This is a genomic window from Flavobacterium sp. CLA17 (genome assembly GCF_013112255.2).
In the GTDB taxonomy this organism is placed as follows: Bacteria; Bacteroidota; Bacteroidia; order Flavobacteriales; family Flavobacteriaceae; genus Flavobacterium; species Flavobacterium circumlabens.
Map to the genome: position 1 here is coordinate 3,293,941 of NZ_CP068294.1, position 26,609 is coordinate 3,320,549.

Annotated in this window: 27 protein-coding genes; 11 read left to right on the forward strand and 16 right to left on the reverse strand. The window is 34.2% G+C overall.

The window, feature by feature from the left end; genetic code table 11:
• Position 1 precedes the first annotated feature (1 nt).
• Positions 2-1,444, forward strand: a complete 1,443-nt coding sequence (locus HAV12_RS13465) for a DNA polymerase (protein ID WP_171570109.1) — start codon at positions 2-4, stop codon at positions 1,442-1,444.
• 494 nt (positions 1,445-1,938) lie between these two features.
• Here the strand turns inward: HAV12_RS13465 and HAV12_RS13470 are convergent, their stop codons facing one another.
• Positions 1,939-2,508, reverse strand: coding sequence for a hypothetical protein (locus HAV12_RS13470; protein ID WP_171570110.1), 570 nt, complete (start codon positions 2,506-2,508; stop codon positions 1,939-1,941).
• Between the two features lie 248 nt (positions 2,509-2,756).
• On the opposite strand from HAV12_RS13470, the gene HAV12_RS13475 reads away from it, so the two are divergent.
• The 5 genes from HAV12_RS13475 (at position 2,757) to gwsS (ending at position 7,077) form a co-directional block, all read left to right on the forward strand.
• The gene (locus HAV12_RS13475; RefSeq protein WP_197984801.1) at positions 2,757-3,050 is read left to right on the forward strand and encodes a hypothetical protein; all 294 of its coding nucleotides are present in this window, start codon (positions 2,757-2,759) and stop codon (positions 3,048-3,050) included.
• A gap of 84 nt (positions 3,051-3,134) precedes the next feature.
• Positions 3,135-4,883: a hypothetical protein gene (locus HAV12_RS13480; protein WP_171570111.1), complete on the forward strand. Its 1,749-nt coding sequence runs from the start codon at positions 3,135-3,137 to the stop codon at positions 4,881-4,883.
• Positions 4,884-4,888: 5 nt separating this feature from the next.
• On the forward strand, positions 4,889-5,815 hold the full coding sequence (locus HAV12_RS13485) for a hypothetical protein (protein ID WP_171570112.1): 927 nt from the start codon (positions 4,889-4,891) through the stop codon (positions 5,813-5,815).
• On the forward strand, positions 5,805-5,972 hold the full coding sequence (locus HAV12_RS13490; RefSeq protein ID WP_205423314.1) for a hypothetical protein: 168 nt from the start codon (positions 5,805-5,807) through the stop codon (positions 5,970-5,972). Before HAV12_RS13485 ends, HAV12_RS13490 begins: the two co-directional genes overlap by 11 nt.
• Before the next feature lies 1 nt (position 5,973).
• On the forward strand, positions 5,974-7,077 hold the full coding sequence (gene gwsS, locus HAV12_RS13495) for a grasp-with-spasm system SPASM domain peptide maturase (protein WP_171570113.1): 1,104 nt from the start codon (positions 5,974-5,976) through the stop codon (positions 7,075-7,077).
• A gap of 326 nt (positions 7,078-7,403) precedes the next feature.
• Here the strand turns inward: gwsS and HAV12_RS13500 are convergent, their stop codons facing one another.
• Together HAV12_RS13500 and HAV12_RS13505 are read right to left on the reverse strand one after the other, a co-directional pair.
• Positions 7,404-8,471 carry a hypothetical protein gene (locus tag HAV12_RS13500; protein ID WP_171570114.1) on the reverse strand — a complete coding sequence of 356 codons (1,068 nt, stop codon included), beginning with the start codon at positions 8,469-8,471 and terminating at the stop codon, positions 7,404-7,406.
• Between the two features lie 224 nt (positions 8,472-8,695).
• Positions 8,696-9,205 carry an SMI1/KNR4 family protein gene (locus tag HAV12_RS13505; RefSeq protein ID WP_171570115.1) on the reverse strand — a complete coding sequence of 170 codons (510 nt, stop codon included), beginning with the start codon at positions 9,203-9,205 and terminating at the stop codon, positions 8,696-8,698.
• A gap of 241 nt (positions 9,206-9,446) precedes the next feature.
• Here HAV12_RS13505 and HAV12_RS13510 point away from each other — a divergent pair, with 241 nt between their 5' ends.
• Complete coding sequence (locus tag HAV12_RS13510) at positions 9,447-10,142, forward strand: pseudouridine synthase (protein WP_171570116.1); 696 nt, start codon at positions 9,447-9,449, stop codon at positions 10,140-10,142.
• A gap of 7 nt (positions 10,143-10,149) precedes the next feature.
• Here the strand turns inward: HAV12_RS13510 and HAV12_RS13515 are convergent, their stop codons facing one another.
• The 5 genes from HAV12_RS13515 to HAV12_RS13535 all read right to left on the reverse strand — a co-directional run bounded on the left by HAV12_RS13515 (position 10,150) and on the right by HAV12_RS13535 (position 16,495).
• Positions 10,150-10,848, reverse strand: a complete 699-nt coding sequence (locus HAV12_RS13515) for a DUF1826 domain-containing protein (protein ID WP_171570117.1) — start codon at positions 10,846-10,848, stop codon at positions 10,150-10,152.
• Positions 10,849-10,916: 68 nt separating this feature from the next.
• The gene (locus HAV12_RS13520; RefSeq protein WP_205423315.1) at positions 10,917-11,525 is read right to left on the reverse strand and encodes a hypothetical protein; all 609 of its coding nucleotides are present in this window, start codon (positions 11,523-11,525) and stop codon (positions 10,917-10,919) included.
• Between the two features lie 891 nt (positions 11,526-12,416).
• Positions 12,417-14,168, reverse strand: coding sequence for an alkaline phosphatase (locus HAV12_RS13525; RefSeq protein ID WP_171570119.1), 1,752 nt, complete (start codon positions 14,166-14,168; stop codon positions 12,417-12,419).
• Between the two features lie 310 nt (positions 14,169-14,478).
• Positions 14,479-16,056 (reverse strand): GMC oxidoreductase, encoded by a 1,578-nt coding sequence (locus HAV12_RS13530; protein ID WP_171570120.1) that lies wholly within the window; start codon positions 16,054-16,056, stop codon positions 14,479-14,481.
• A gap of 34 nt (positions 16,057-16,090) precedes the next feature.
• The gene (locus HAV12_RS13535) at positions 16,091-16,495 is read right to left on the reverse strand and encodes a DUF2147 domain-containing protein (protein WP_171570121.1); all 405 of its coding nucleotides are present in this window, start codon (positions 16,493-16,495) and stop codon (positions 16,091-16,093) included.
• 280 nt (positions 16,496-16,775) lie between these two features.
• On the opposite strand from HAV12_RS13535, the gene HAV12_RS13540 reads away from it, so the two are divergent.
• A complete protein-coding gene (locus tag HAV12_RS13540; protein WP_171570122.1) occupies positions 16,776-17,351 on the forward strand; it encodes a TetR/AcrR family transcriptional regulator in 576 nt (191 codons plus the stop codon).
• A gap of 69 nt (positions 17,352-17,420) precedes the next feature.
• Positions 17,421-17,798 (forward strand): hypothetical protein, encoded by a 378-nt coding sequence (locus HAV12_RS13545; protein WP_171570123.1) that lies wholly within the window; start codon positions 17,421-17,423, stop codon positions 17,796-17,798.
• A 118-nt stretch (positions 17,799-17,916) separates the two neighbouring features.
• On the opposite strand, the gene HAV12_RS13550 is transcribed toward HAV12_RS13545, so the two are convergent.
• Entirely contained in the window at positions 17,917-18,276 is a 360-nt protein-coding gene (locus tag HAV12_RS13550) for a helix-turn-helix domain-containing protein (RefSeq protein WP_171570124.1), read from the reverse strand.
• A 126-nt stretch (positions 18,277-18,402) separates the two neighbouring features.
• On the opposite strand from HAV12_RS13550, the gene HAV12_RS13555 reads away from it, so the two are divergent.
• A complete protein-coding gene (locus HAV12_RS13555) occupies positions 18,403-18,774 on the forward strand; it encodes a SnoaL-like domain-containing protein (RefSeq protein WP_171570125.1) in 372 nt (123 codons plus the stop codon).
• Positions 18,775-19,002: 228 nt separating this feature from the next.
• Here the strand turns inward: HAV12_RS13555 and HAV12_RS13560 are convergent, their stop codons facing one another.
• The 3 genes from HAV12_RS13560 to HAV12_RS13570 form a co-directional block, all read right to left on the reverse strand.
• Complete coding sequence (locus HAV12_RS13560) at positions 19,003-19,833, reverse strand: Ca2+-dependent phosphoinositide-specific phospholipase C (protein ID WP_171570126.1); 831 nt, start codon at positions 19,831-19,833, stop codon at positions 19,003-19,005.
• Positions 19,834-20,128: 295 nt separating this feature from the next.
• Positions 20,129-20,641, reverse strand: coding sequence for a PRC-barrel domain-containing protein (locus tag HAV12_RS13565; protein ID WP_171570127.1), 513 nt, complete (start codon positions 20,639-20,641; stop codon positions 20,129-20,131).
• Positions 20,642-20,777: 136 nt separating this feature from the next.
• Entirely contained in the window at positions 20,778-20,945 is a 168-nt protein-coding gene (locus tag HAV12_RS13570; protein WP_171570128.1) for a hypothetical protein, read from the reverse strand.
• 504 nt (positions 20,946-21,449) lie between these two features.
• Between HAV12_RS13570 and HAV12_RS13575 the strand changes: the two genes are divergently transcribed.
• Entirely contained in the window at positions 21,450-22,247 is a 798-nt protein-coding gene (locus tag HAV12_RS13575) for a polysaccharide lyase (protein ID WP_171570129.1), read from the forward strand.
• A gap of 120 nt (positions 22,248-22,367) precedes the next feature.
• Here HAV12_RS13575 and HAV12_RS13580 read toward each other — a convergent pair whose 3' ends face one another.
• From HAV12_RS13580 to ppk1, 4 genes are all read right to left on the reverse strand, one after another.
• Positions 22,368-22,556, reverse strand: coding sequence for a hypothetical protein (locus tag HAV12_RS13580; protein ID WP_132034321.1), 189 nt, complete (start codon positions 22,554-22,556; stop codon positions 22,368-22,370).
• Positions 22,557-22,753: 197 nt separating this feature from the next.
• Positions 22,754-23,158 (reverse strand): ribonuclease E inhibitor RraB, encoded by a 405-nt coding sequence (locus HAV12_RS13585; RefSeq protein ID WP_171570130.1) that lies wholly within the window; start codon positions 23,156-23,158, stop codon positions 22,754-22,756.
• A gap of 282 nt (positions 23,159-23,440) precedes the next feature.
• On the reverse strand, positions 23,441-23,887 hold the full coding sequence (locus HAV12_RS13590; protein WP_171570131.1) for a hypothetical protein: 447 nt from the start codon (positions 23,885-23,887) through the stop codon (positions 23,441-23,443).
• A 461-nt stretch (positions 23,888-24,348) separates the two neighbouring features.
• Positions 24,349-26,313 (reverse strand): polyphosphate kinase 1, encoded by a 1,965-nt coding sequence (ppk1, locus tag HAV12_RS13595; RefSeq protein WP_240345162.1) that lies wholly within the window; start codon positions 26,311-26,313, stop codon positions 24,349-24,351.
• Positions 26,314-26,609: the final 296 nt, after the last annotated feature.

The window sequence follows — 26,609 nt, forward strand, 5'->3', positions numbered from 1 at the left end:
TATGAAAAGATACATTTTAATGTTTGTAGAGTCTCAATGGCATTCACTAGATATTGACGACCATGATAATTATACTCTTAGTGAAACAATTATAATTAATCAAGAAAGTTTGTACGTTACATTTCAAACTAGTCAACTTATTCAACATATCAGAGCAAATAGTAGAATTAAAAAACTACCTACTATAATTGACTTAGAATGTTTGGACAAGCAAATGGCACAAGAAGGAAAAGAATTTCGTAATTATAAAAGTTGGAAAGCCATACATGCATTAAGACACCATAAGGTTATAGATTCAGAATTTGACTTGAAAAAAAGTAATTTTAAATTAATTTTAGAGCATTTGTCATCTCTATTTAAAACTCTAATTGATAAAGATGATTGTGAAAGAGAAAGATTTGAAAATATTGAGTTAAAGATAAATCAACTGATTTACGAAAGACAACATAAAGGAGTTCCTATTGATTTAGAAATTGCTAAACAAAAGTGTATCGAATTAGAAGAAGACATATATAGATTAAAAAACATTTTACAATTAGAATACAACATTTTTAATCCAGAAAATGAACAGCAACAATTATCTTATTTAGCTTCAAAAAAATTTAATTATATTAAATCACTTACATATTCCTTTAAAATTCGTAGAAATCAAGATCCCGTTTGTTTAATTTTTTATGATTTACTCAGAAATCAAAATGATTTAGATAGTTTTATTTTTATGCTATCTCATTGGGGAGGTGCTAACAAAACTTATCCAACATTTTTAGGATTTGGAACAATATCATCAAGAATAACATTAAGACAGCCTGCGCTACAAAATCTTAAAAAAAATAATAGAGTCGTTATAGTTCCTGAGAAAGGGATGAAGTTCTTATATATTGATTATGGTCAATTTGAGGCTGGTATCCTTGCAGCTCTTAGCTATGATGATACATTAATAAATTTATATAACTCAGATATATATAGTGATTTAGCAGAAAAGGTATTGGGAGATAAGAACAAGAGATCAGATGCTAAAGTAATTTTTTATAGGTATATGTATGGAGATAATACACTGGATAGTAAATGTCAATTATATTTTTCAAAATTCACAAAGCTAGCAGAATTCAGAGAAAGCATTAATATGAATATTAAAAAGAATAAAAAAATTGGAACTAAAGAAGGTAACTTCAGGTATTCTTTAGATAACGAGTCTCCTTGGTCATTGAGTCATGTAATTCAGAGTACCGCATCACTAATTTATAAAAAAGCTTTAATTAGGGTAAGAAATGAAATCCGAACTGTTGAGTTTTTAATTCCTATGCATGATGCTACATTATATCAAATTGAAGAATACAATTATATAGATTATAGTAAAAGGATTAAAAATATTTATATTGAAGAGTTTAAAAAAATTTGTCCTAGGATTGAGCCAATTATGCATTGTAGTGAACAATTTAATTAAAATTATTCCAAATAAACCCAGCTCTCCGAAGTGTTCCTTACAAATATTAAATTTATCGCATACGCTGTGCGAACGTCTCTGACTTCGCACCCCCAACGATAATCCGCAAAGCGCATCAATTAAAACAAAAAACCTGATACCAGCTCTCCGAAGAGTTCCTTACAAATATTAAATTTATTGCATACGCTGTGCGAACGTCTCCTGACTTCGCACCCGCAACAATTATCTACAAAGCGCATCGATTAAAACAAAAAAACCTGATACCAGATGTTACTCTGGTACCAGGTTTTTCTTTTTGAACTCTTTTTATAAATCCTCCTTCAACCTTCACCAAAAGAAAAAAGCATATTAAAAATGATGGAGAAGGAGAACGACAAATCCCGATTTTTAACGGTAATTCTGACAGTTTGACATTATTTTCGCACCCGTCACTTCTCCGTCACCGTACCGTCACTCTTCCGTCACTCCTCCGTCCAAACTTTTTTTGGAGATTTTTAGAGTTTTTGCTCTTTTTCAGTCAGATTGTCAGGTAAATCTGTAGCCTGAATGGTGATTTTATCCCCGGTTAAATCGTCGTTTTCTTTAGTAGCCGTATAAATCCAATCCAGACCATTGGCACTTATTTTGGCGTTGCCCTCTTCTACCAGTGTCCCGTCGGCATTTTCTATAAGTACCTTTACGGCGACCACTTTAAAGTCGTCGGTTACTTTTACACTGATCGTATCTCCTTTTTTGCCTTTGTACTCCGAAAGGTTTATTTCTTCAATTTTCGGAGCGTGCAGCATATCGGCTACTGCCACATTGTAACCACTTACATTTTTCTTAGCGTTCGCACTTGCATCGTACATCGCTTTGGTGGCAGCGTCTTTTACGGCTGTCTTTGCATAGAGGATCGCTTCCTGAAATCGTAAAGTGTGCTGCTTCTGTTTTTCAGTCGGCTCTCCCGTACGCTCTTTTGGCGCTTTTGAAACGATTGTTTTATTGCCTCTCTGGCTAAATACGATAATGTCTCCTACTTTCCCACTCAATCCGTGAGTGATGATGTTGTCTTTGCTTTTTGCCATGACTTTACTAGTATTAAATAATTATTATTAAAGAGGCAAATATAGAAGTATTTTCTATTAATATATTATTTTTCTTACTATTTTTAATTATAGTTATCTATTTTATAAAGTACTATTCCTACTTTTAAGATTTATTACTATGTTTGTAATGTAAAATTATTCACATATTATTTTGCACTTAAAAAAAGGATAGAAAAAGTAATGTGGATGGTTTTACAAAACTGATTATAAATTAAAACTACTTGATTATGAAACTGGAAAGATTAGATTTAGAAAAGTTTAAAGACTGTACTTTAAAAAAAGAGCAAATGGTTAACCTTAATGGCGGAGGTACCGTAAGCAGTGGCGGAACTACTAAGGGACCGCACGGACTCTTAAAACAAAATGCTATTTATGATTATGGTTATGACTCGTACAGAAATGGAACGCTTACGTTTCATAACAGAAGCAATGTGAGATTTGTACAGGTTGTTCCGGGTGAAGAACTTCCTTCTTTAGCATTAAAACAAGAGGATTTGGATCCGTCCCTATCGTCTTTATAGTTATTTTAGTCTGGATTTATAAAGGTAAATCCAGACTTGTTTTGAATACCCTTTATTTATTTTCTCCCTTAACTGATTCCTATTTTGAAAAGAATATCTGTAATATTATTAATTGTTTTAGTAAACATTGCTTCGATCCCTGTATCGTTAAGTCAAAACAAATCGGGTTACAAAAACTATAATCAGCGTGATTTTGATACTAACAAAGTAGCCGATCAGGTCTATAATTTATGGAAGTCCGGGGACAATTGGTTTTCAAAATCAAAAGACAGCATTTCTTATTTTGTAGATGACCGGAATTACAAAGGAATTGTAAATTATGGGGTAACCTTTAGGAGCAAAAATTTCAGGAACTTTAATTTTGTTGAATATTTATCGATGTGCTTTTTAAAAGTAGAGATCAGTACCTGTAGCTATAATCCAAAAGACAATAGGATAACTATAGAAGGTTATGTGACCGGAAATAGCAATTGGGGTTCGAATGAATTGATACATACTAAAAAACAACAAGCCTTTGTTCATATCTATCTTGGAGAAAAAACAGATACGATAAAAGCATGTTACTTAGGTAAAATTGTAAACAGAGATAGTGTCGAAGTAAAATGGAACCATAAAGAAATTGATGCGTTTACAGTACTGGATAAATTTCCTGCTTTTTACTTTAAGACCTATGCGTATTCCAAAATCAAACTTGCGGTAAGACATCCTTTTAAAATAAGTGGCAAAATCACAGCAAAAACATGGGTTGCCTTTGGATCAGGTTCAAACTATTCCGAAATTTTTGATTTGGGTTCCATGATTTATAACCCAAATAAGAAGAAAGCAAAAAAGAGCGCTGAAAGAAAAGAACCGGACTGTAAGTCCTTAATTACCAATAACAGACTGGTATCTGATATTGAAAAAGAAAATGCACGGAAAGGAGAAGTCAACTACTACACCTACACAAAAAATGCCGAGAATTATATTTTTGCCAGACAATATGCCAGGGCAAAAGAAGAATATAATACGCTGAATCAAAAGTATCCCGTATTATTCGCGAGAGATATTCATAATGCTATTCGTTGTGCTATTTTATCGAGAGATTTAAAAACTGCTTTTGGGTGGAGCGAAAAACTGGCTTTAAAGGGGGTGGAACTGCCGTATTTTAAGGCGAAGATTTTTACTTCTATGCGGAAAAATCCGGAATGGAAAAATTTTAGCAGCAAATATGATTCCATTTGCAAAGGGTCAAAAGGCCATTGGAATCTCAGACTACTACAAGAATTAGACGATTTGCTCCAAGAAGATCAGGCTGATTATGGATTGGAAAACCGAAAAAATCCAAAAGTCTTATACGAAACCACAGAAAGAGTGACGGACAAATTAATTGACCTGCTGAAAAAAGAAGGTTATCCGTCTGAAGAAAAAACAGGCTGTTATGTCGTCAATGATACTACGCTCCTGTCCTTTCCCGATTTTAATGTTTTGATGCTGCATGCTGAGCAGCAAAAAACAAAAAACCTGGATACTCTAAAGGAATTGCTTGACCAAAGCAGTAATGCACTGGAGTACGATCGCAAAAGAGATTTTAATAGCGATACAGGTTATAATTCCTGTTTTCATATCTATAAAGGCAATTTGTACATCTTGAAATCGTACGAAAGAAACGATGTAGAGATTCGTAAACTACGTTTCAAATTCAGTAATCCATATGGATTTATTATGGATTACAATAATTTTGTTATTGAAGCGTACAACTATAAGAACCCTAAAGAAACAGATGATTATTACGAGGAAAATTACAATCTGATTATGAAGTTAACGGATGACTGGGAATTTTACGAAAAATTATAGAGCGTATGATTTTAATATACAGCAAAGATGTGGATGATTTTGTAAACAATGTGATTGATTGTCTGGACAGTGATTTCATAAGGATAGGAGAATCTGACAGCGTTACGATTGAAGCCATGAGTTTTAGCAATGAAAGTAGTTCCTATGTATTGAAAACAGAATATCGGGAAAATACAGAGCTGGAAAAAATAAAAAGTATCTGGTTCAATGGCGGATGCATCAACTCAGGTGGAAACGAGTATGAAAACAAATGTTATGAGGTGCTGAACGATGCTTTTGTTTTACAAAAATCCATTAAAAAAATAGGAAAAAGAATAGCAGATTTTGAGACCAATCGTCTTGATATGATGTTAGAGGCCAAAGCGCAAGGATTGAAAATACCGCACACGCTGATTACCGGCAGCAAAGAAAAGCTGAAGATGTTCTACAATACTTTTGAAGGTAAAAACGGGATCATCTCCAAAAGAATTTTAGACAGTCCCTATTATGAAGACAACGATTTCCTCTACAATTTTAATGTAACTTTTCAAATAACTCCTGAAATACTTCATCAGACGCCGAGTGAATTCGCCATTTCCTTTTTTCAGGAAAGAATTATCGCCGATTTCGAAATCAGGGTAATTTATATCGACGGATCTTTTTATGCCACAGCGATTCACGTTTTTGACCACACTATTGATTACCGGACAAAGCTGAGCAGTATGCAGAATTTAAGAATGATTCCGTTTCAATTGCCCGGAAAGATTGAAGAGAAACTGGAAAAAGTCTTTGAGAAATTTAATTTAAATTATGGTTCTGCTGATTTAATGTATTGTAATGATGACTATTATTTTCTGGAAATAAACCCAACAGGACAGGTCAGTTTTATAAATAATGCCTGCAATTATTATCTCGAAAATAAAGTAGCTAAAATACTGGAAGATGGAAAATAAACATCCGATCAATGTTTTTAATGGTTTGAAATATAAATCCAATACCGGATTTCCGAATAAAACCAAACCTAAAAGTACCCTTATTGCAATGCAGGTGTATCAGAATTCACAAAATATAGTGAAACCTTTTGTCAAACCTATTTCTAAAATAATCTGATGTGAGACAGCTTCCTTTTATTCTTTTTGCAGACTGCATTCCCGTAAAGGGTTTTAACAGAAGTATTATTTGTGACACAAAGAGTAACCAGTATTACTTCATTCCGAATGGATTATATGCGATTCTGGAAACCTATAACGGCAAAAGTATTGCAGCCGTGAAAAAGGCTTTTCAGAATGAATATGATGCAATAATTGAGGAGTACTTTGATTTTTTAATTCAAAATCAACTTATCTTTTTTAATCCGAATCCGGAGTTATTTCCGCGAATGTCCATGGAATGGAATACGCCTTCTTTAATCACGAACATTATTATAGATTACGATGAAATTATTCATGATTTTAGTGCTTTAGTACCTCAATTCGAGAAGCTAAAATGTTCTTATCTTCAGCTGCGTTTTTACCGAAATTGTAGTCTGGAGTATCTAAACAGCATCGACGGATTATTAAAAAAAGAAAAATCCAGAATTGTCTCGGTTGATTTTATACTCCCTTTTGATGAAAGTTTTACTATAGAGGAGCTAAATATCCTGTTAGCAGAAAACAGCCGGATACATTCCATTATACTTTTTAATTCCCCTTGTGATAAAAGTTATGAACCCGTACATCAAAACATGGGCTACGTCATGATGGTAAAAAGAAATGTAAGTAATGAAAAACATTGTGGAATCATAAATGCTGAATATTTCTATTCTAATATCAAACTTTTTAGTGAATCACAGCAGTATAATACCTGTCTAAACAAAAAACTGGCCATCGACAAAAACGGAAACATAAAAAATTGTCCGTCAATGCCGGAGAGTTTTGGCAATATAAAAGACATTACGTTAGAGGAAGGATTAAACAACCCAAACTTTAAAAAATACTGGAACATTACCAAAGATCAAATAACGGTCTGCAAGGATTGTGAGTTCCGGCATATCTGTACAGATTGCCGTGCTTATATTGAAGATCCTGATAACAACATTTATTCAAAGCCTTTAAAATGCGGCTATGATCCCTATACTAATCAATGGTCAGAATGGAGCACTAACCCATTAAAGCAAAGAGGAATTGAGTTTTATGGAAAAAAATCCCCATCTCCGCGAAGAGTTCCTTACAAATGATAAATTCATCGCATGCGCTGTCCGAACATCTCCTGACTTCGCACCCGCAAAGAGTATCCAATAAGAGCATCGATTAAAACATGAAAACCTGATACCACATGTTACTCCGGTATCAGGTTTCTCTTTTATAACTCATTTTATAAATCCTTTCTTCAACCTTCATCAAAAGAAAAACGCATCCTAAAAGTGATCGCGAAGCAGAACGACAGATCCCGATTTTTAACAGTAACTCTGTTTTCGGATTTGCCAAATCACCCCAAATACAAAATCAATTTTCCATTAATCCAATTACCCAAATCCGCAGGGGTGGTAGCTGTTAGGCACTGTTATTTTATATACTCAATATTTCGTATATATTTTATCCTTCTTTCTTTTCTTTCTTTTTGATTTGGAAAAGATATATAAACAATTAATTCAATCCAGTTTTTTTTAGAATCAAACACTTGTTCAAATTTTAAATTCGAAGCACTTAAATGGTCAACATAATTGATATTGGAAAGGATTCCATTCTCTGTATATTTTTTTTCTTTACTTTTTATAATTGTATCGTAATTAGAATATTCTTTTGTTTGAATGACGATGTTTTTTGAATTATAAAATGTTTCTTTGTACAAACTTTTTAAGTTTTTTAAATTATCCATTTTATATATTTCTTCCTTATTTTTACTTACAACTTTTATATAAGTATCATGAGATATGAGTTCATCATTTCCATATGTCATCATTTCATTTTGAAAATCAATGTTATCATATTTGTATAAATGTGTATAATAAACTGAATATTTGATGTCTTTTGAAGTTTCTTTAATTAAATTACCACGTTTATCATATTCATACGTATAATCATCAGTCTGGTTGTCATCAAAATCAAAAACTTTTTTATTGCTAACTTTATTTGCAAAATTATACAGAGTTTTTATTGTTAAAGTTTTATATCCAGATTCTCCAAACTTTTCGGTTAATGTAATATTTCCCTTTTTGTCGGAGTAATTGTAAGTGACAAATTTTGTGGGTTCTTGACCAGAACCATAACCTGAACTTTTTTTGTTTTTCAATTCAGATTTATCTTTGATAGCGAAGTTATTTATAAACTCATTTATATCATTACACTTGCATTCATAGGTTATAACTAAATTTTTTTTATAAATATTTTTTTCTTGTCTTGGTGTTTTATACAAGAGCTCGTTAGTACTTTTAGTTAAAACCCTATTATTATTGTCATAAGTTAATTTTTCAACTAAAATTTGTTTTTCTTTCGAATCGTTTTCAATTATTTGAAAAGTTTCGTATGATTTGATTTTACCCATTAGTGGAAAATAATGATGATATCCATATTGAGCAAAAGAGGCATTTGAAATTAACAAATAGAATATGAGAAAGATTTTTGATTTCATTTTTGTTTTATTCTTATTAATATTTTTTCAAGGTTCCGTAGGCGGTTTCAAGTTTCTAGCCCAATTTTTGGTTTTCTAAATTCACCGTTTTATTTGCCGTATTTTTGGACCAAATTTTGAATGATTTAATTTCAAAATTCGGAGAATAAAACTACATTATTTTTTTGAATAAGCATTATTGCCCAAATCCGTTGTAGTAGCTGTTAGCAGTTGTTTTTATTTCTTTATAAACTAATTTCACCCTCATTTTTAATATATTCATTTAAAAAACTTTCGAAATTTGGGTATACATTAATCCATGAGATTTGATTATTTTCCATTTCTTTAGCCCAAAGTATAAGTGAATTTTCTGTAAAAACTAAAAATTCTTGTTCTTTGGTTCTAAAAAAAGGGATTAATCTTTTTGAGTTTAACTTTTCTTCTTGTTTAAAGTTTATTGAGTTTTCTTCATCTAGATTGTAGTAATAAATAATATCTTCAAGGTTAAGAAATGAATTGCTTTCCCATTCAATTTCATCATAAAATCTACCGTCACTAATTTTCTTTTCTGATATTAAAGAATCCGGAATGAAACCTCCATTATAGATTGAGTAAAACTCACTAATATCTTTAGGAAATTTTAGGCTTATTTTTTTTTCAGTTTGTTTTATAGTTTGTAGATTTTCTCTAATAAAAAAATAATGTCTACTTTTTAAGCTATTCAAAGCTAAAATCAATTCAGATATGTTTTTCATTCGGTTTCTGTTCTGCAGTAATATCTCCCAACGTCCCGATACTACAGTGGATTTGGGACTAAATTAAGCCCTATTTTCAGATTTGCCAAATTATTCCAAATACAAAAGCATCTGCCCATCAAGCCAATTGCCCATAACCGTTGTAGCAGCTATCTATTTTTCGATCTAAAATAAAAGAAAACTATAGAAATAAATAAGTCCTAAAAGAGATTTCAATCAAAATCTCTTTTACTTTTGCCCAATGTTAGAAATTCTTTATCAGGACGAATATATTATCGCCATTAATAAACCAAGCGGGTTGCTGGTTCACAAATCATTTTATGCGCGTGATGCAAAAGTGTATGCCATTCAGGAATTAAGAAATCAAATCGGGCAACACGTTTATCCTGTTCATCGGTTAGACCGCAAAACATCCGGTGTCTTGTTATTTGCGCTGGATACAGCCGTTTTGAAAATTATGAATGATCGTTTTGCCACACGCGAAGTCGAAAAAAAATATTTAGCCATTTTACGTGGCTGGTCACCCGAAGAACTAACGATTGATTATGATTTAACCAACGATGATGACATTACACAAAATGCAATCACCTACTTTCATCGTTTGCAAAATGCCGAAGTGGATTTAGAATTTAACAATAAACCAACGTCACGATATTGTCTGGTAGAAGCGATTCCTGAAACCGGACGGATGCACCAACTACGAAAACATTTCAAACATATTTTTCATCCCATTTTAGGAAGTCGCCCACATGGTTGTAACAAACAAAATAAATTATGGCTGGAGCATTTTGACCTGAAAGGAATGATGCTTCATGCACATCAGTTGATTTTTAATCATCCGATACACAATAAACAACTCATCCTGAATGCAAAGATTAATGAGGAGTTTAGCAAAGTAGGTGCTATTCTGAATCTGGATCTGAGTAAGTATCAATAGAATTTCCTTAACAAATCAACAACAACCGATATTCCCCTTCGTTTTCTATGGGTGCTCTGTGAATACAAGGCAGCACTTGTTGTTTCGGATGATCTACGGCCAGTCGCCAAAGATGGCCTAAACCCAAATTAACAGGTTGTGCATCGTCATGTAGCTGATAATGCAAATCAAAATAATTCTCCTTCAAAAACTCTTCGAATCCTTCCGCAGGTCCGTCGTACAGTTCTTTTAACTTTGCCCGTATTTCCGGAATCAGGATTTTTTGGTCTGCCTGCGCATTCGGAATAATATCACTTGCCGCTCCGTGATAGGTACATAAAAAAGTGTCTGTTGCAATGGGCGAACGATCTACATGAAATGAATACACATCGGTCGATATGAAATCAAATTCATCATCACGTTCGTAGCACTTCAGGACATTAAGAGATGGCGAAGCCCCGTAATCAGTTAATACTTGTAAATCGTTTAAAATGACTTCCCTCGCCCTATTCCCCTTTTCTGAGAGTTGCAGTGCGATTAGGTCTTCCCGATACACTTCGGTTATATTTTCTTTTAAACGTAGTTGGGTTACAATCTCGTTAAAATCGCCATCCAGATTTCTGTACCAGCATAGCGCATTCATTTCTCCTTTGAAATCGGTATGTATAAGTTCGGAGAAAGTAGATACTGTTTTAATTTGGCTGCTGTCAGAAAATGTATTGCTCATAGTTGGATATAAGAAGCTGGTTGCTTCATGCGTTACAAAATTATGCAATAGCGCTATATTTTACTTTTCTAAGGGATAACTATTTTTCGTTTAATTTTTCGTTCAATTTCAGGTAGTACTTTATCATTTAAAAGGTCATTCATGCTTTTTTCAATATTTGGAAAATTTGGAGGACTAAGTATATTTTTCTTTTTAATATTACTAATATTCCCAACATTAAAATTTGAAACTACTTCATTTGTTTCCAAATTTATAAAAGCATTATTTAAAAAAATATTTGTTCTTTTATCTCCATTAAAGACTCCTGCTTTTTCAAATTCTATTCCAAATTGGCCATCAACAATAAACAAATAGTCTAAATTGTATTTCGTTTTTATTTCTTTTAAATCTTCGCTTACATATTCTGGTTTTGTCCAAACGAAAATTGGGGAATTTGCCTGACTGATTGTATCTTTTATTTGAGTAATTTCAACATTTAATGAATCTAAATTTTTTAAATATGCTTTAAGTATTCTTTCAGTTGGGTTTCCTTTTCCTGTCTCTAAAAACTTATAAGCGCTATAAAACATATCCTTTTTGTCTACATTTGATCTTTCAATCGTATTAGACATTGCTTGTCTGGTAATTCTGTAGGGACCATTTATATTAAAAATTAAACCTATTTTTTTCTTTTCCAAATTTTGCGAATAGCTAAAATTAAAAAGTAGAACTATGTTTACAAGAAGATAGATTTTTTTCAGTATCATTTTTTTATTTAATTAATTTTGAATTGAAGTTTTTAAGTAATTATTCGTGAACCTTCTGGTTCTTATTGGGTTTAAAAAATGAGTCTTTTTGGAGAAACTTAAAAGTAATGCCATCCACTTACTTATAAGCCTCAATATAAAACATTTAGCATCTTAATTTCGGCGCATAAGTCTGATGCAGCAAAAATTATTTTGCGCGAATATAGTAGAATAATCAGTGTAATTGACCATAATTTTTCAATATTTCCTGATCATTTACATCCGGTGAGAACTTCTAGAATTGTTTATTACTACGTAATGATAAATATTTAAAGGATTAAGGTCTGATCAGCAATATAATACAGGAAAATAATTTCAAAATTACTTGGGTCAATCTAAATTAAATATTTATGGTTAAGGTATTCTAAAGCTACTGTGAATATTTTTCAGAATAATAACTTAAGATAACTATCCGTTGAATGTTATTCAGAACTGATGTCAGGCTGAGCGAAGCCGAAGCCCTTTTCAGGTAAAAAAGCCTTCGGCTTCGCTCAGGATGACAATAATTTCTAAAAGAATAAAGATATTTTATTCAAATATATAGCTGTCACATTTTTTAATTGAAAAACCATAAACTATAAACCATAAACTATAAACTATAAACTGCTTACTTATGCAACAACAGTTCTCTCAACACCGTTTCTTTCTGCTGTAGCACCAGGAATTTTATGGTGTGTTGCTCTCGTAGGATAAAAAAATCGGAACAGGATTAGTCCTGTTCCGATTTAATTCAATCCTTTTTTGACACTTTCAAAAAAAAACAAGCAGTGCCGACTGCCATTTCTATGCTATAGTATATTTTTTTTCTGTAACAGTAGTGGTCGTTTCAGTGGTTACATTGTCTACAAATCGCCATTCGGCTTCTGAACCGGATGCTGTAAATTTCAGATACGTATAGCCTCGTTTATACAAATTTGCATATTCTAAATCATCTATCAGTACGGTAAATGCCTGTGCTAATTCTATCGCTTTTGAAGGGTCTGCAGTGATTCCAAGATACGATTCCAATCCTGGTGATGAAACAGAACTGCACGCTATTTCAGTTCCTATGTGATTCCCCTGCATATCATTCAGTTTACCCATCCAGGCGTTGTGCGTATCTCCGGCTAAAACCACAACATTTTTTCCGGAAAGCATTGCATACAATTGTTCTCTTTCTGCAAAATAACCGTCCCAGGCATCCAGATTATAAGGCAAAGTGGTCGTAACCCTTGCAATTTCCTGGGGAGTTAAAGAAGGATCATTTTGTTTATGTCTCATTTTAATAACGACCAGTTGCGAGATGGTATTAATAAGAGCCTGCATGGTGGCCGGCTGTGCACTTCCTAATTGATCGACTTCTGCTAAAATTTGGTTCAAAAGCATAAGCAGTTCTGCAGGAATCAGCATTTTTGTCATCAGGATCTGCTGCCCTAATACTTTCCATTTGGCAGTATCTGCACTGATCTGTGATCCCAGCCATGTCATTTGCTCGCTTCCAATTAATTTTCTGCTGGTGCTTAACAGATCTGTTCTAAATTTTGTCTGGTCAAAATTTCCGCCATTATCAATATAATCCGCATAACTCATCTGCTTATCCCTTGCAATCACTCTGGTATCCATCATATAAAGGGAAAGAATAGTACCGAAATTAAAACTTCTGTAAATTCTAAGATCTTTTCCTGTCTTTAGCGGAATATATTCGCTGTAGGCCTGAAAAGCGGCCATTTTTCTCATCTGAAAATCCCCTTCACCCGGCTGATGGTTATCTGCACCGGATTTATAAGAATCGTTGGCAAACTCATGGTCATCCCAGACACATATAAAAGGTTTTTTCTGATGAAGCAGCTGAAGGTTTTTATCTCCTCTGTATTGTCTGTATCGTTCTCTGTAATCGCTTAGGCTTATAATCTCCCTGGCGGGTTGATGTGCTCTGCCCAGCGGATTGGTAAAAGGATTTGTTCCGTACTGTCCCGGCGCATATTCGTAAATATAATCTCCAAGATGCACCACTACATCGGCATCTGAAGAAGCAATCGCTCCATACACGTTGAAAAGTCCTGCCGGAAAATTAGAACAGGAAACCACAGCCATTTTTACATCATTTACACTATCTGTTTTAGACGGCAGCGTGCGTGTTTCTCCGGTAACAGTGACCTGTTTGGTTTTGGCATTATAAAATCTGTAATAATATTTGGTATTGGAAGAAATATTCTGAACGTCTACCGCTATTGTAAAATCATTTGTGGAAGATGCTCCGGCCTGCCCTTTTCTTGTTACTTCAGAAAATGTAGCATCCTTACTGATCTCCCAGGTAATTTCAGCGTCTGAAGCTGCTGAATATCTGGTCCAGATAATCACTCCTGTTTCAGTAGGGTCAAAACTGGCTACTCCTGTTTCAAACCCTTCATTTTTCAATCCATCCGGCGCACCGCTGTTATCCGGCTTATCATCGTCACTGCAGCTTTCAATAAGTGGAGCGATGAAAACTCCCCCGGCAGCCAATAAAGAATTTCTAAGAAACCTTCTTCTGCCTAAATCATTGTTATTTTCCATAAAAAAATTTTTATCTCAAAAAAACAATTTAATAGTCCAACTCAGGTTACGGCATTTTTAAAATTACCTTACATTACTATTAACAATCCATTTACTATAATAAATTATCCTTTTGATTATATATAAAAACAAATGGATAAAAGTATAATTTGAATAAAATAGCTTTATTCTTTTTAGAAATCATTGTCATCCTGAGCGGAGTCGAAGGGCATCCGGAGCGAAGTCGAAGGCTTTTTTACAGGAAAGAGGCTTCGACTCCGCTCAGCCTGACAACCGTTTTGAATTACAATTCAGGATCAAATTTACAAGCTTACTCAAACTCTCGTTGTGCAATAAGATTTTCGATACAGTATTCCGCAATGGCGGTAATGGTCATAAAGGGATTCACGCCAATGGTTCCCGGAATTAAGGATCCGTCAATTACATAAAGATTGTCATGCTCCTTAAGTTTACCATATACATTAGTGGATTCGCCTAAAACACAACCTCCCAGCGGATGATAACAGATATTGGCGCCAAAACCATTTTTAAAAAGCAGGTGGCTTCTTGTCCCGCCATTCGCACGGTTCATTTTACGAACAAAATAGTCTGCATTCGCTTTCATCTTTACCGTATGGCTTTCATTCCAGTCTAATACAAGACGATTCTGCACTTTATCATAGGTTACCGATCCCTTTTTATCTACCCGGTTGATCATTAGATATAACGCGGTCGCTACATCTACACCCATTGGTAAAGGGGCAATTTCCGTAAAAAAGGAATGTTCACTATCCTCCCAGTTATCGACCCCGCCTACCGGAATGGTCGATTGCAGCGCACCCGTTCCTCCTGATAATGGTCTGACCCAGTTTCTGCCGGTCATAAAATTACCGTTGTTCCCCCAATTTTTCCCAACCGTGCTATCCAGAGGAAAATTATTTTTGTCCTGAGCGCTCAGCAGCAGCTTTAAGGTTCCCATAGTACCGGCACCCAGCACTAATTTATCGCAGCGAAAAGTTTTATCGGCAACAGTTTTTCCCGAAGTGTCAATTTGTCTAACCTTCAGGCAAAAGCTTTTATCCTCATTCCTCGTTATCATATCCACGCAATGCAAATCCAGAATTTCGAGGTTGCCTGTAGCCAGTGCTTTTGCCAGATAGGTTTTATCAAGGCTGTTTTTACCATGATTGTTACCGTAAATTACTTCGGTATTTAGTGCAGACCGTGGCACTTCGTTTTTATATTCCCTTTCCATGTATTTAAAGTCATACACATTGGGTACACGTACGGTCTTAAAACCGGCTTTATGCGCTTCTGCTTCTCCTACACGGGTAAATTTATAGTACGGACAATCTTTTACAAATTGTTCCTCAATACCATTGACTTTTAGCTCTTTATTGACCAGTGGAAAATAAAAGTTGTAAAATTTTTCGGCATCAAGGTGTGGAAAAACTTCTTTAAAATAACTCTCTTTAGGTACAACTGCCATCCCGCCATTTACAATTGAGCCGCCGCCAACGCCTCTGCCCACCCAAACGTCTATATTCTTAAAATTAAACTTGTCTAAAGCTCCCGTAAAGGGTTTTAAAGGAAAAATATTCAGGAATGGTGCAATAGTTTTCCTTTTCAGCCAGGCGGCACTTCGCCCCGGTTTTAATAAGCCGGAGTACGGAATCCCGGATTCTTTCCAGTTGATCCCCATTTCCAGAATTAACACTTTTTTACCTGCTTCACAAAGGCGTAAGGCGGCAACAGCGGCGCCATATCCGGAACCGATGATGATAACAGGCCTGTTTGTTTCTATCTTGTTTGGGAGAGGTCCTGCTTCTGAATATAGGAATTTCGATTTTGAAAAATATAAGCTGCCCGAAGTTATTATATGGGAAAGGATTTTATTAGTTCTATACATGAGTGCTGTTTAATTTAAATAGTATTAGATAAATTTATCTGGAAACGCGTATCCACCGTTCTGTCCTGCCAATAAGTGAGATGCCAATGTAACCCCGCAGGTCAAGTTGGTTTGCATCTTTGACCTTGATGATACAGCTATACGTTTTATCTTCTTCCGGATCATGCGCCTTTCCTTCATATGCTATAGCACTTTCCTGCTTAAGCCCTGTAAGGATTAGTTCTCCATGAAATTTTTTAGCTTTCTCGCTCTGGTCTTTTGTCCATATTAATTTTCCATAGTACAATCCGTCTTTTGCCTTGTAAATCTCGATTTTGCTGATGCCATTCTTGGTAAGCCATAGACCCGTCAGATCCTGAGAATGGGCATAAAAACCAGCTGCCATAAACAATACTGCACTGAAGCAGAATTTAATACATAATCTCTTTCTTGTTTTCATACTTAAATAGTTAAAGGGTTAAAAATAATTTCGTAACAACTGTTATGAAACAGCAACCACAAAATGATGGCTGTCATAGTTTTTAGCAAATAAGCGAAGTCTAATCAATAGAATTCGAACAGTTTGCTTATAAATATACAATGTGTTACTTTTGTTACAGGTGACAAATTCAAAGCCAGAATCAAAAATTAAATTTTCAATTTTTACCGGATTGCTCCTTAATACGCAAATCGACCGCAAATTGTTCAATAAGTATAACTTTAGAAAAAAAAATGTATCGATGAAAGTAACTACTGACAGGCGCGTGCGCTATACCAAAATGGTTTTGCGCGAATCAATGTTGGACCTGCTTAAAAATAAGTCCCTCAATCAAATCTCGATAACCGAATTGTGCAAGGCTGCAGACGTTAACAGAAACACTTTTTACAAGCACTATAATACCACGTATGAAATAATACGGGAAATGGAGGATGAGATCTTCAATGCGCTGATGGATTCCATTAAAAATATGGACAATGTAAACGATATTATTCTGGCTTCCTGCAGGACTCTGGAACGCGATAAAAAAATGAGTGTCATTATTTTTTCTGAAACTGATTCCAGCAGTCTGCTTTCAAAGGCGTTGTCATCCTTTAGAAAAACTGACCTGACCTTACAAAATAATGGTGACGCAGCTATTCAGCAATCTTTATTAGAGAAAGTCTATTTATTTGGAGAACAGGGCACGATCGCATTAATGAAAGATTGGGTCCTTGACGGTTTTAAAGAACCTGCAGAATCTATTGCTGCAATTATTTCTTACTTAATCCAAAGCATTAACGGATCTGTGGCTAATTTTAAAAGTAAAAGCCTTTAAAATCACAATCTTTACCCAATTTTCATTTTAATGATTTTCAGAAGGTTATCTTTAATAAAATATAAAATTATGTCAGATAAAAACAAGAAGTCGTTTGGAGTTTGGATGGATTCGCACAACGCAATAATCGTAGGGAAAGAAAATGTTGATAATGGAGAATTTGTTGTACTGGGACATGTAAAAAATGCAGGACCGGATAATAACTCCAATGAAAAAAATTCAAATAATCAGGAAATCAGCTTAACGCAAAAATTTTTCAAAGAGATTGCGAGTAAAATGCCTAACGTTGATCAAATTCATATTACAGGAACCGGACAAAGTCAGGAGCAATTTATTAAATTTTTGGCTGAATCCGCACAGTATAAAAATGCAGCATCAACTGAAAGCACCTCTAATAAAATGAGTGATGAAAATCTAATTGCATACATTGCAGAACATTTTAACTAGATCTTTTCCTGAAAATTAAAATAGATAAAGCTTTCGGTAAGTATACCGAAGGCTTTTTTTTATACTATTTACTGATGTAAAAGAATCAGGTGCAAAGTTACTACTTAAGCTGATTACCTTACTTTCCCGTTATTACTTTTCTATGTAGTTTCCCCCACGCATCCAGTTCACATAGAACATTTTTTAAAGTCTGGCAGTACTCGGTGGCTTCATAGATAATCGTTACTGGCGTTGTTGGAAAAACATTTCGTTTTATAAAGTTGTTTAATTCCAAATGCTTTAGTTCGTTCGCCAAAACCTTAGGGGATATGGGAATTTCTTTTTGAATTTCACTAAAACGCTTTGAGGATTGAGAGATACAAAGAATTAATGCCAGTTTCCATCTCCCGTTAAGTACAAACATAGCATCAATTACATTGCTGAGTGACCGGGCACATTCTTCCGGGTCCTGTACTGCTTTTTCTTCAATTATTTTCATGGTTGGCAAGGTAACAAACTTTCCTAAAAGTAAGCGCTTTCCTTTGGGAAACTGGTATCATACGGTAACTTGTATACCCTAACTTTGTCACTAGAAATAAGATTATAAATAAAATATCCATTTAAAATGAAACAAACTATTTTAACAACAAATGAAGTTGCTGCTAAATTTATAGAACTTTGCCGTCAGGATAAATTCTACGAAGTACAAACAGAGTTGTATGCCGAAAATTGTATCAGTATTGAAGCGAATGATTTTCTGCTGCCAAAAACTGTAGAGGGACTACAGGAAATTTTGAAAAAATCCCAATTATTTGAATCTTTAGTTGAGCAGGTTCATGAGCGTATTATTTCAGACCCGGTCATTGGAGGAGATTATTTTAGTGTATCCTGGTCAGCTGACATGACCTTTAAAGAGCAAGAAAGATTTACAATGGAAGAAATTTGCGTCTATAAAGTGCATGAGGGCAAAATAGTATTTGAACAATTCTTTTATTGATCTATAACAAGACCCGTATCTGGTAAAAAAAAGATCAAACGTCTAAGAATGTTTGATCTTTTTATCTGTTTTTATACGATACCTACCGTTGTCCATGACAATTTTCAAGTCTTTATTTTTGGATACAGCGTAACTAAAGATTCCAAGCGAAATTTTAATGCCGCCAACAAATTGGCTGATACAAAAGCTTTCGCGTGAAATTTATTTTTGTCGTTGTCTTGCTTATCATTACCTTAATTTAATTGGTGAAGAGTCAGACATCTTAGCCCAATCCGTGCCATTTACTTTATCGGTTGAAATTATGGTGTAACCCAAAGTTTTTAAAACTTCCCATTCATTCTTTTTTTCCGCTCCATAAACTCTGATGAGACGGCTGCCCGAAAAACTGTCAAAAGTTTGGTTCATTGCCTCGCCTGCCTTTATATTTAACACTACAATATTAGGAATGTCTCCCGGGACACTTTTGCCATTTACATCACAATCACTAAAACAGCGTCTCTCGATAGGATCAGTATTAGAATACGTAGTTTTCCAACCTGGATTACCGCTTAGGCAGAATAAGAACTTGCCGGTCATAGTACTGATTTTCTTCCATCCGTAAACCCTAACATTGTCATAAAGACCTGCTCTTTTATCTGGCATCAAAATTCCAGGATTATAGATTTTATCATCTCCGAAGTATAGCTGCAGATAAGTATCTATTTCTTCATGAAACCTCTTATACCCCCCTCCAGAGCTCTTGATGTCCAGATAGACCACGACTGGAAGATGGTTTGGATGCAAATTGTGCCATTCTATCATGTCGTCAAGATACTTTTTGAGTTTTGTTTTGCCAGGAGTAGCATGCGAAACGGTAAAATAATTATCTTTTATCTTTTCATAAGGTGTATAATCAGAACTGTGCCTCCAAATATCGAACTCCAGACATAAACATCCGTTATTAGCAGGATATACAGGGTTAAAGGTGAGTTGTTGGACTATTGAAGGCTTTTTTTCATCATAACTGTTATGCGAGCCTTTCATCTGAATTTTATAAAATGATTCTTCTAAATTTACCATCTTTTGATTTTTTTATATTAGACATCAGAACGGTTAAAGATTTTTCAAAAACCGCACATCAAATTTAAGTTTCTCATTAGATTTTTATGCAGGTAGAAATACTCCTTTTTTAGTCATAAGCACTAGTTTAGTTTATTAATCCGGCTTTTGTGATTCTTAGCGCTATAAATGATGTATGCTCAGGTGATAAATGGAACAGTTTACAGGATTAGGGACTTTTTCAAACTAAATAAAAAAAAGATCAAACATTCTTAGACGTTTGATCTTTTTTTATAAGATATTCCAATGAGCAGTACTAGTGGTTGTCAAATTCTTTACGATGGTAAAAAGTGTCATCATCACTATCAGACCCGGGACTGGCATTATTTTCAGGATAATATCCGTTCATTACTCTTCTTTCATAGTTTCTGTCAAAATTGTGCTGCTGACTGTATCGGCTCGTTTTTCTGAAGGTATCATAGCCTATACCATTGGCTAAGACAATTTTCGTGTCTTTATTTATAGATACGGATCCAATCGGAATGATAATATGGCTATCGCCGTCTTTATACATAAATTCCTGTGCATTATCGTTCGCTATAGCATCATGCACCTCATTTTGTCCGTCGTCTATTAATCCCTTATCGACATTCACATCCAGATAAACAACGCGCTGCATATCTTTATTAACCCAAAGATTATCTACTTTACCGATGGTACGGTTGTCAGCGTCTACTATTTTCCATCCTCTTACGTCAGAATAATCTGAAGCGACTTTATAATCAGAAAGTTCGTCCAGTCTGTATAAATTTCTATCTTTATTTTCCATAAATTCTTTTTTTAGTATTATAAATTCATTTTTACGCTAAATCTAATTGCAGAAGCATTAGCGGGTATTTTGTCCTTGCTTCTATTGCGGCTTATAAATTCACCAGGGCATTTCCTGAAACCTGCCTGTTTCCCGGTTACTGTGCTATACTATCTGTACTTGTAGTATTTTCGATTTCTGTGCCGCTTTCACTTGTAGCCTCATTATTTTTTGCAAACAGAAAATATACAAGCGCTGCAATTATCAGCACTACTATAATCCATGGCCATATCGGCTTCTTTTTCTCAATTTTGATCTCTGCCATAACTAATTTTTTTTGGTTATAAAATATTTTAACTTGATACTAAGGTACAACCGGGCCTAGGCTAAAAAAGTATTTAATTTCAGCCAGAAGTTATACAATTCCCAGCATACTAAAACTGATTATCAATAGCTTATTTGAAATAAATACCCAAAATAAATTCTGAGAAATACAATTACACGTGTCATCACCTTACTGAAGGTGCCTTATACTAAATTCTTAATTATTTGAATACTGTATATCTTTTTTTGATTTTTTTTTTATAATACCGTTTTTAAAATCTAAAAAATATACACAAAACATACATACCGTATTTTTTTGTACCTAAAAACGTACTTTATTACTCCCCTTACGAATTGTTATTAATCAACTTTACAGTGTCGATTCCTAAAGGTATTGATAATGTTTTTTGAGAAGAAAAAAAGCCTTTACATTCATTATCAAATAATTAGTAATCACTATCTATTTACTAACCATTTATTATTACTAACCTTAAAAATTTTAAAAATGAAAAAATTCCTAAAATTAACAAGTTTACTATTTATTACAGCAGTAGTGTTTACTTCCTGTGAAAAGGAACAAGATTTAGATGTACCACAAAGTACTAATAAAGAAGCGTTACAAAGCGCTAACAAAAACGCACCGGAAATCGCTGACAAGGACGCCGTCTCAGCTAATGCCGCGTTAGCCGCTGGTAGTGCCGGAGCCAGAACGATCACATTGCAACCCAATACACTAACGTGTCCCGGTGGTTTGTGTACCTCGTATGGGGTTTGGTCAGCGGGCGTTTACACCGTTTGGTTCACGATGAAATTTAATTCCGGTTTTTATTGGAGCAGAGGCGGTAAATGCGGATACGGTATACTCATTGGTGATCAGAATACCGGTGGCGATCCAGGCTGGGATGGTAATGGCGGTAGTGCCCGATTTATGTGGTATTGTCCGAACGGATCAAACAGTGCCAAAGGAAGCGGGGCTTACCTCCAACCCTACGTCTATTATAAAGATCAGCCCGGACAATATGGTAATGATTTTGGAAAAAAGTACTACATACAAGAAGGTGTGACCTATAACTGTCAGATATCTGTTAAGTTAAATACTGGATCAAATACTAACGGATACGTCAAATATTATGTAAATGGTACAGAGATATTGAATCAAACAATTCGTTGGGTGACTAACGATTCTAAGCGAAATGTTAATGCAGTAAGCCTCCACACCTTCCGTGGCGGTAGTCAGGAGTACTGGAAAGCTCCGGTAACCAGTTCTATTTATTATCCTAGTGCATCCTGGGATGCTCAATAGAATCGTTATAAAACAATAAGGTATCTTATTACTTTAAAAATAATTATAAAATTAAACCCGTTGCAATAAAACATTGCAACGGGTTTTTATTTATAGGGTGTACCAATAATGTCAGAATGCTTATTTTTCTTTCACCTGCTCAATCATCTCCAGGATAACATCAAGGGAAAGCATTGTTTTAAGCCTGGTTCCACAGCTGAGGTAAATCCAGGTTCCCAGAGATTCCTCGTACGGAAACATACAGGTAATTTGAGAAATATTTACCGTATACCGGGTAAGATCATCTGTTCTGAATTGGATTGTTTTCATTGACTATCTCTTTAAATTACATTGTTTAAAGTGTGTTTTAAATCTTCAGGCTAAATTTTCAAACTTCATTTCAGTTGTACATTAAACAACTCCTGATTTGTAATTTTTCGCTATAAATATTTTATAACAATACCCCGGTAAAAAATAAAAGGACAGTTTCTTATCGATCGCGTTTTTTAAGAAAAAAACTCCCCGGTTTATTTCGCTTCTGCAACAATTCTCCAGGTATCAAAGCTGCAATCATACTTATACCCCAAGTCACACATTGTTACAATCCATTCCCTTAAAGTTTCATGCATCATTTTAATTTCTGTCGTTCTGCCTGAAATTACAAAAAGACTTTTATCATGGGAAGCAGTCCCGTGATTGACGATATAATCCAATTTTTGAATTTCTTTTTCCAGTTTTTGAGATTTTTCCAAAGTGTCCGTATAAAAAAAGTAATCAATTTTTAATTCATCTTCTTCTTCAACTAAAGAATCACGCAGGCTTACAAGTGATTCTATTGAAAACCGAAATTGTTTATCCTGATTTGTTATAAAATCCTTTTCAGAAACAAACTGCTTCTTTTTTTTAGGCTTCAAAAAACTTAAGATTTCCATTTTATTTGAGTATTGTAGTTTACAAATTATAATTTTCGAAACAAAAATAGGTAAATATCAAATCCAATAATCCTTGCTGCTACAAACTTAACATACGACTTCAAGTGCAGGCAAGTGCAGGCAGCATTAAGTCGATAATGTTGTTTTTTATTTACAATTTAATAAAAAACACCGCTGTTTTTAGTTTTGTTACTTACAAAAAATTAATAGCTAAAACGGATAGCTTTATAAAACAGATTTGGCACAACAGCAAAAAGCCCTTGCATTTGCAAGGGCCTGGTATTATTTCTTACCTTTTTTTGACTTAGATTTTTTTGCTTTCTTTTTGGCTTTCTTTTTGGCGATTTTCTTTGCTTTGGCTTTAGTTTTCGCTTTTTGAGCTCTATCTTTCTTTTTTGCCCTGGCTTTTAATTTCGCTTTTTTATCTTTCTTATTCTTTTTAGCTTTCTCTTTTTTCTTTCCAGACTGCTTTTTCTCTTTTTCTTTTTCTTTCATCTTTTTAATTTTAAGTTTATTCTTTTCTGATTTTCCCTCTTCAGAAATTTCTTGTAATGGGTTTTCTTTATTGCTTTTTAAGTCTTCTACCGGAGCAGGTTGTATTTTGGTTGCTTTAACTTCAGATGAAAGGTTTTCTGTGGCGGTAACAGTTTCAGCTACGATTTCCGCTACAGGGTTACTTGCATTATTATCAAGTTGATCAATTCTATCCTCAGTGTTGTTTTTGCTCATTAGTATTTATTAAAATTATGTTTTAAACTCAAACTCAGTAGTTATTTAACTAAAAGGTTAATTTAATGTTATTAAATTGTAAACAAATATAATATTAAATTAACCTTCCCAATGTTAAGCTTTTAAAATACGGCAGCAGGAAGGTGCAGAAGCGCTTTTCGAATAAAATAAATTTAAAGGGCACTTATAAAAGTAAATAAAAGCCTACAGTAATCCTCATGGATTTACTTATTAAACCAGCTATTGGTAAAGTAGGCGAATTTCAAATTCAAAGAAAATCCTAATCTTGACGCAAGAGCCGAAGCGTTCAGGTTTTCTGAAAATAAAGAACTCCCGGCTGATGTAATGGTTAGGACTATCCGGCCCGTTGGTTTTACGATTTTCCGGAATCTACACCAGGTTAAGGTTTTTTGGATAGCTTTATTGAGAAATTGTATGCAGCCTTTTTTGTAAAGCTTACTTTAAGATACCTGATTGGCTGCAGCGATCCAGTTGTAAATTTCGGTCTGCGCACGTCTTGGTTCATTTAGACCTGGCACATCCAATTCATTATTTCCTTCGCTGTTTATGATTCTCCTTTTGGTATTGTCTTCCAGTTGTATCTGAATAATGGCATTGACTTCTGCAATGTGTTTTTCGTCATACAACGGAAAAGCAACTTCTATTCTTCTGTTTAAATTTCGGCTTAACATATCTGCAGATGACAAGTAGATTTTTTCCTGACCATTATTAGCAAATTTGTATATTCTCGAATGCTCTAAAAACATATCTACAATCCTGTAGATTTTTATATTCTCGCTTACCTCTTTAATTCCGGGCAACAAGGTGCAGATTCCGCGTACTATCAATGTCACGTCAACACCTGCCCTGCTTGCTTCGATAAGTTTATCGATGATATCTTTCTCATCAACTCCGTTTACTTTTAAAAATACGGCAGCTTCTTTACCGTCTTTTTTATTTTCTATTTCATGATCGATTAATTCCATTAATTTATCTTTCATGTTAAAGCCAGCCGCCAGAATATGTTTCGGTGCTCCGGCTTTTTTTCTGGTTTTCAGAAAGGTAAAGACTTTCTTTAAATCATCGGTATATTTTTTTTCTGAAGTAAAAAATCCAAAATCAGCATAAATATTTGCTGTACTTTCATTAAAGTTTCCCGTTGATATATAATTATAGTGTTTTTTATTTCCGTATTTGTCTTTCATTGTCACCATGGCAACTTTAGCATGAACCTTTAAATTCGGCATGCTCTGAATGATTTTGATACCGGCATTTTTCATTTCCCGGGACCAGAATAAATTATTGTATTCATCAAAACGTGCTTTAACCTCTACAAAAACAGTTACTTTTTTGCCATTTTTTGCAGCACTTATCAAAGCATTTGCAATTAACGATTGCGATGAAATGCGATATAAAGTAATTTTTATCTCGAGAACATTTCTGTTAATTGCTGCCTGATTAAAAAACTGAAGTACATAATAATACGATTGATACGGAAAGTGAAGCAATTGATTTTGCTTGTCAATGATTTCAAAGATGGACTTGCTGCTTTCAAAAGGCAGATGTTTGATACCCGGATAATTTGCTCCCTGAAGATTTGGTTTTACAGGATTTGGAAACTTGAATAAATCATAAAAATTATGATGGCTGCCGCCTTTTATCATTTCCTCTTTTTTAAGTCGAAAAGCCTTTTTACAAATCGAAATTGTGTCGGCGTCCATAGCAGAATCATACAGAAATCTTGTCGACGAACCTCGTTTTCGTTCTTCTATTTTTGCTTCAATTTTTGCTATTAAATCTCCTGAGTTTTCATCTTCTATCAGATAATTTTCATCCCTGTTCAGCTTTATGGCATTACAGGAAACCACTTTTCCGGCAGGAAATATAAAGGATAAACAATTCTTTATTATGGTATCAATAGAAATAATATAATGCGTATCTCCCTGATGCTGTAATTGTTTATACCGATCCAGTTTATCCGAAGGAATATTCACGTAGGCATAGTTATAGTTGCCTGAAGTATCTTTTAGCTTTACCAAAAAGTATAAACTCCGATTATTTAAGAAATAAGTTCTAGGCTGGTTTACAGAAATATAAATCACCTGAATATAGGACAAAATTATACTTTTAAAATAATATTCAATCTCGTACAAATGCTCTTTTAAAAGCTCCTGATTTTCATAATACACAATATTATTAGCGGCCAGCTCCGTTACTATTGAACGATTCCAGATTTTTCCGAATCTATTTTGCTGGAGATTTACTTCTGTTAGAATTTTATCCAGTACGTCTTTATTTTTTTTTGAATTTTTAATCAGCAGCTTTCTGATTTTAACCCTGAAAAATTCATCTAAATTAGAAGAGTGAATCGCTAAAAACTTAATTCTTTCGTATAACGAATTATTCAAGTCATCTGCTTCATCCAAAATACAGTTATTGAAGGAAAGCCAGGAAATTTCTGAAGGTATAAGGTGGTTTTGCACGTTTAATAGATCCTATTATGAGTAATAAATTGGTTTATGCTTTAATTAATACACTGGTAAATTTGAGGATTAAATTATCTCAAAATACAATACAAACAGCCCCTTAACTATAATTTAATTTACAGGTAACATATCCTGAACTGCATATCAGAAGGGCTGTAACTAATCCGGACCTACGATTATAATTGCATTATGGGCCTGCTCTGCTTCTCTGTTTTTATCGACTCCGCAAACCACAT

Excerpts from the sequence above, each read along its gene's own strand:
- HAV12_RS13510 (WP_171570116.1), top strand. The coding sequence starts at position 9,447 with ATGTTAGAAATTCTTTATCAGGACGAATATATTATCGCCATTAATAAA.
- HAV12_RS13515 (WP_171570117.1), bottom strand. The coding sequence starts at position 10,848 with ATGAGCAATACATTTTCTGACAGCAGCCAAATTAAAACAGTATCTACT.
- HAV12_RS13530 (WP_171570120.1), bottom strand. The coding sequence starts at position 16,056 with ATGTATAGAACTAATAAAATCCTTTCCCATATAATAACTTCGGGCAGC.
- HAV12_RS13525 (WP_171570119.1), bottom strand. The coding sequence starts at position 14,168 with ATGGAAAATAACAATGATTTAGGCAGAAGAAGGTTTCTTAGAAATTCT.
- HAV12_RS13550 (WP_171570124.1), bottom strand. The coding sequence starts at position 18,276 with ATGAAAATAATTGAAGAAAAAGCAGTACAGGACCCGGAAGAATGTGCC.
- HAV12_RS13465 (WP_171570109.1), top strand. The coding sequence starts at position 2 with ATGAAAAGATACATTTTAATGTTTGTAGAGTCTCAATGGCATTCACTA.
- HAV12_RS13575 (WP_171570129.1), top strand. The coding sequence starts at position 21,450 with ATGAAAAAATTCCTAAAATTAACAAGTTTACTATTTATTACAGCAGTA.
- HAV12_RS13585 (WP_171570130.1), bottom strand. The coding sequence starts at position 23,158 with ATGGAAATCTTAAGTTTTTTGAAGCCTAAAAAAAAGAAGCAGTTTGTT.
- HAV12_RS13535 (WP_171570121.1), bottom strand. The coding sequence starts at position 16,495 with ATGAAAACAAGAAAGAGATTATGTATTAAATTCTGCTTCAGTGCAGTA.
- HAV12_RS13485 (WP_171570112.1), top strand. The coding sequence starts at position 4,889 with ATGATTTTAATATACAGCAAAGATGTGGATGATTTTGTAAACAATGTG.
- HAV12_RS13580 (WP_132034321.1), bottom strand. The coding sequence starts at position 22,556 with ATGAAAACAATCCAATTCAGAACAGATGATCTTACCCGGTATACGGTA.
- HAV12_RS13590 (WP_171570131.1), bottom strand. The coding sequence starts at position 23,887 with ATGAGCAAAAACAACACTGAGGATAGAATTGATCAACTTGATAATAAT.
- HAV12_RS13470 (WP_171570110.1), bottom strand. The coding sequence starts at position 2,508 with ATGGCAAAAAGCAAAGACAACATCATCACTCACGGATTGAGTGGGAAA.
- HAV12_RS13570 (WP_171570128.1), bottom strand. The coding sequence starts at position 20,945 with ATGGCAGAGATCAAAATTGAGAAAAAGAAGCCGATATGGCCATGGATT.
- HAV12_RS13500 (WP_171570114.1), bottom strand. The coding sequence starts at position 8,471 with ATGAAATCAAAAATCTTTCTCATATTCTATTTGTTAATTTCAAATGCC.
- HAV12_RS13505 (WP_171570115.1), bottom strand. The coding sequence starts at position 9,205 with ATGAAAAACATATCTGAATTGATTTTAGCTTTGAATAGCTTAAAAAGT.
- HAV12_RS13490 (WP_205423314.1), top strand. The coding sequence starts at position 5,805 with ATGGAAAATAAACATCCGATCAATGTTTTTAATGGTTTGAAATATAAA.
- HAV12_RS13475 (WP_197984801.1), top strand. The coding sequence starts at position 2,757 with ATGAAACTGGAAAGATTAGATTTAGAAAAGTTTAAAGACTGTACTTTA.
- HAV12_RS13565 (WP_171570127.1), bottom strand. The coding sequence starts at position 20,641 with ATGGAAAATAAAGATAGAAATTTATACAGACTGGACGAACTTTCTGAT.
- HAV12_RS13540 (WP_171570122.1), top strand. The coding sequence starts at position 16,776 with ATGAAAGTAACTACTGACAGGCGCGTGCGCTATACCAAAATGGTTTTG.
- HAV12_RS13555 (WP_171570125.1), top strand. The coding sequence starts at position 18,403 with ATGAAACAAACTATTTTAACAACAAATGAAGTTGCTGCTAAATTTATA.
- HAV12_RS13545 (WP_171570123.1), top strand. The coding sequence starts at position 17,421 with ATGTCAGATAAAAACAAGAAGTCGTTTGGAGTTTGGATGGATTCGCAC.
- HAV12_RS13560 (WP_171570126.1), bottom strand. The coding sequence starts at position 19,833 with ATGGTAAATTTAGAAGAATCATTTTATAAAATTCAGATGAAAGGCTCG.